Below are 3451 nucleotides of genomic sequence, written 5' to 3' on the forward strand. Positions count from 1 at the left end.
AAAGGCTACGAAAGCACGGTCGTATACCCGGTGCGACAAATTCGTTAAAAGTCAACCGTTGCGATCCTGCAAAAAGTTCATTTCATTAGGGGTGTAAGGTCGGACGGGAGTCCGCCCTTCACATCAAAGCACATCATCGATTGGCACATCTACAAGGTGGGTTCTAAGACGGATTGGGAAACCGCTCTTAGGACATGAAATAGGAAGCCCGGGACTGGTGGGACCCCGGGCTTCCTTCATTTTACAGGTTTTTTTGGACGCTTCGCAGGGTGTGCACGGCGGTCCCGCCGTTCCGAGTCGGCCGAAAGGCCGCGTGCGTTGCCCGACCCCTCTACATTCCTTTCGGCCAAATTCCCGGGCTGCGAATTGCCTCTCGGTCGGGCCTCTGGTCATTGTTCGTCGCCGAACCTTCTCCAGCAGAATATCCGTACCATGATGTGCCTCGACCACTTGATCACGTGCCATGCGGAATACTCTACTGATTGCCGTCGCACTCGCTGCGGTCGGTTTCGCCGGCTTCTCGGCGGCCAAGTTCAGAACAAATCCGGACTCCGGCGGAGACAATACGCTGATTTCGGTTGGACCGATGCATACCCCGCGAGCGGTGCACACGTCGACGCTGCTGGCGGATGGCTCGGTTCTGATCACCGGCGGTTTTGCTCAGGATCGGGAGAGCGATCCGTTCGCGACGGTTGAAATCTTCGACGCCGAACGTAACGCGTTCAAGTCCGGCGGAAAGATGACGATGGGGCGTCAGTCGCACTCCGCCTCCGTGCTGCCTGTCGGCACGGTGCTCATCGTGGGTGGCTACGGCGCCGGGGCGATGTCGACGAGCGAGATCTATGATCCCGGGACAAACGCTTCCGAACCGGCAGCCAAACCAGTGACGGGTCGAGCAGCCCACCGGGCGACAGAGCTCCTCGACGGCCGCATACTGATCACGGGAGGCAACGGTGAAGCGGGAAGTGTTCTCTCGTCGGTAGAGGCTTATGATCCGACGGCCGGTGAATTCAGACAGGTCGGTTCTTTGACGTCACCCCGGGTTGGACACACCCAGACCCTTCTCGATGGTGGCTCGGTCCTGATTGTGGGCGGCACATCCGGTTGGCGTAACGCGACAAAGATCCTGGCAACGGCCGAGGTCTTCGATCCGGCAAAGAACACATCAGTATCTGTCGGCGAGATGAACACGCCTCGCTACAAACACGCGGCTGTGCGGCTCGCCGATGGCCGCGTCCTCGTGGTCGGCGGATCCAACGAGAACGACTTCAGGGGGAGATACGACACCGCAGAGATCTACGACCCGTCGACGCGCACGTTCACGGAGACGAACCGACTCAAAAGTGCGCGCTTCAAACTTCGAACCGCCGTCGCAAGACTGGCGGACGGGCTCGTACTGATTGCCGGCGGATCCGACGTGATCGAGATCTTCGACCCGCGTTCGCAAGTGTTCGAAGCGTTGCCGGATCGATTTGATACCGCGAGATTCTTCGCATCGGCCACTGCGCTTCCGGACGGGCGGGCACTCATCACCGGCGGATACGACCAGCGCATCCAGAGTACGTCGAAGGCCTGGCTGTATATGCCCTGACGCCGAGGGCTCGAGTCAGGAAGCGGGATTCAGGACCGGGTGCGTCGGGTGAGTCCAGGCTGAGAGCCACGTCTAACGATACACGTCTTTTCTGTGACCGATCTTCACGATCACCACCTTGGATGAGTCATCGTCCACCGTGTAGACAATTCGATAATCCCCTTGCCTCACGCGATACAACTCCTGTCCCGAGAGCTTCTGTGATCCGACAGGCCGTGGATCATCGGAAAGCTGTCTTATTCTCGCAACGATTCGGCGCCTGTCCGTTCGATTCGCGACATCCTCGAGCTCCTTCCGCGCCGACCGTTTTATTCCGACGCTATAGCTTGCCACGTGCCTTCAGATCGGAGACAAGGCTTTCAAACGAGACCGTCGGCTCGCCGACACGATTGCGAGCGGCCTGGAGGTCCTCGGCGTCTTCGAGCAGGGCGACGCGGACGGCCTCGTTGACCAGGTCAGACATGGATTGCTCGGTTTCTGCCGCTTTCAGCCTGAGGGCGCGGTGCAACTCCGCGTCAAAGTAGACTGTGGCTCTTTTTGATTTGGTTGCCATTCTGTCCGTGCGTTAGCGCTATAACATCTTAGTGCTATAACGTTATCGTATCAGTCAAGATCCTCCGTCCCCTGCACCTCCTTGTCGAACGCCCGGTCGAACGCGACATCCGACGGCGGAAAGTCCACGGCACGCACGAAATCGCACGCCTCGGCCGCTCCGTGCTCACGATCCATCCCGATATCCTCCCATTCGACCGACAGCGGGCCCTCATAGCCGATCCGGTTCAACTGGCGAATGATCTCTTCGAAGTCGATCTGACCCCGACCCAGCGATCGGAAATCCCATGCACGGCGATCATCACCAAAGTCCGTGTGCCCGCCGAACACACCCGCCTGCGTTCCAACCGGCGACCACCAGACATCCTTCATGTGAACGTGGAAGATCTTCTTCGCGAAGCGCCGGATGAACTCCACGTAGTCGACGCCCTGATATCCGAAGTGGCTCGGATCATAATTGAACCCGAACGCCGGATGGTTGTCGATCGCGTCCAGCGCTCTGTCGGTTGAGGCAATGTCGAAGGCGATCTCGGTCGGATGCACTTCTAGGCCGAAGCCCACGCCGGCATCCTGATACTGATCGAGGATCGGTTTCCAGCGTATGGCAAAGTCTTCAAACCCCTGTTGGATGGTCTTCGGGTCGACGGGAGGGAAGGAATAGAGTAGATGCCAGATGCTGCTTCCCGTGAAGCCGTTGACGACGCACACGCCGAGCTTCTCCGCCGCCCGACCCGTTGCGATCATCTCCTCGGCCGCACGCAGATTCACACCGGCCGGATCCCCATCGCCCCACACATGCGCCGGCAAGATCGACTTGTGGCGGCCGTCAATCCGGTCGCACACCGCCTGTCCGACCAGGTGGTTGCTGATCGCCCAGATCTTGAGATCGTACTCCTCCAGGAGGGCACGCTTCTCGTCGCAGTAGCCGTCCTCCGTGAGCGCACGACGCACGTCGAAATGGTCGCCCCAGCAGGCGAGCTCGAGGCCGTCGTATCCCCAGCCGCTGGCTTTCTCGGCGAGGGTCTCAAGCGGCAGGTCCGCCCATTGTCCGGTGAATAGTGTGACGGGTCGTGACATGATACCTTCCGGTTTTCGATTGACAATCGGTCCGGGCTGCTGAAGACGATCAGAGCTCGGGAAACTTGATCCACTTCTCGTTCGACTTTGAACTCTTGACGGCCGTCTCGATGAACGCCATGCCGGCGACGCCGTCGTCGACCGTCGGGAAATCGTATCCACCGACCGGCGGCGACTTCCCATCGATGCCGTCCGAGATGGCGGCCGCCGCCGCCAGGTACACGTTCGCAA

General features: G+C 59.7%; 5 protein-coding genes. 1 reads left to right on the top strand and 4 read right to left on the bottom strand.

Going from position 1 to position 3451, the window contains the following annotated elements; all coding sequences use genetic code 11:
- The first annotated feature begins 463 nt into the window (after nt 1-463).
- Entirely contained in the window at nt 464-1591 is a 1128-nt protein-coding gene (locus tag HKN37_00505; GenBank protein NNE45119.1) for a hypothetical protein, read from the top strand.
- 72 nt (nt 1592-1663) lie between these two features.
- Here HKN37_00505 and HKN37_00510 read toward each other — a convergent pair whose 3' ends face one another.
- From HKN37_00510 to HKN37_00525, 4 genes are all read right to left on the bottom strand, one after another.
- A complete protein-coding gene (locus HKN37_00510) occupies nt 1664-1924 on the bottom strand; it encodes a type II toxin-antitoxin system RelE/ParE family toxin (GenBank protein NNE45120.1) in 261 nt (86 codons plus the stop codon).
- On the bottom strand, nt 1911-2144 hold the full coding sequence (locus HKN37_00515; GenBank protein ID NNE45121.1) for a CopG family transcriptional regulator: 234 nt from the start codon (nt 2142-2144) through the stop codon (nt 1911-1913). The genes HKN37_00510 and HKN37_00515 overlap by 14 nt, the downstream gene beginning before the upstream one ends.
- 50 nt (nt 2145-2194) lie before the next feature.
- Complete coding sequence (locus HKN37_00520; GenBank protein ID NNE45122.1) at nt 2195-3220, bottom strand: sugar phosphate isomerase/epimerase; 1026 nt, start codon at nt 3218-3220, stop codon at nt 2195-2197.
- Nucleotides 3221-3269: 49 nt separating this feature from the next.
- Nucleotides 3270-3451: gfo/Idh/MocA family oxidoreductase (locus tag HKN37_00525; GenBank protein ID NNE45123.1), on the bottom strand; the 182-nt coding region annotated here is incomplete at its 5' end.

Source organism: Rhodothermales bacterium (assembly GCA_013002345.1).
Taxonomy (GTDB): Bacteria; Bacteroidota; Rhodothermia; order Rhodothermales; family JABDKH01; genus JABDKH01.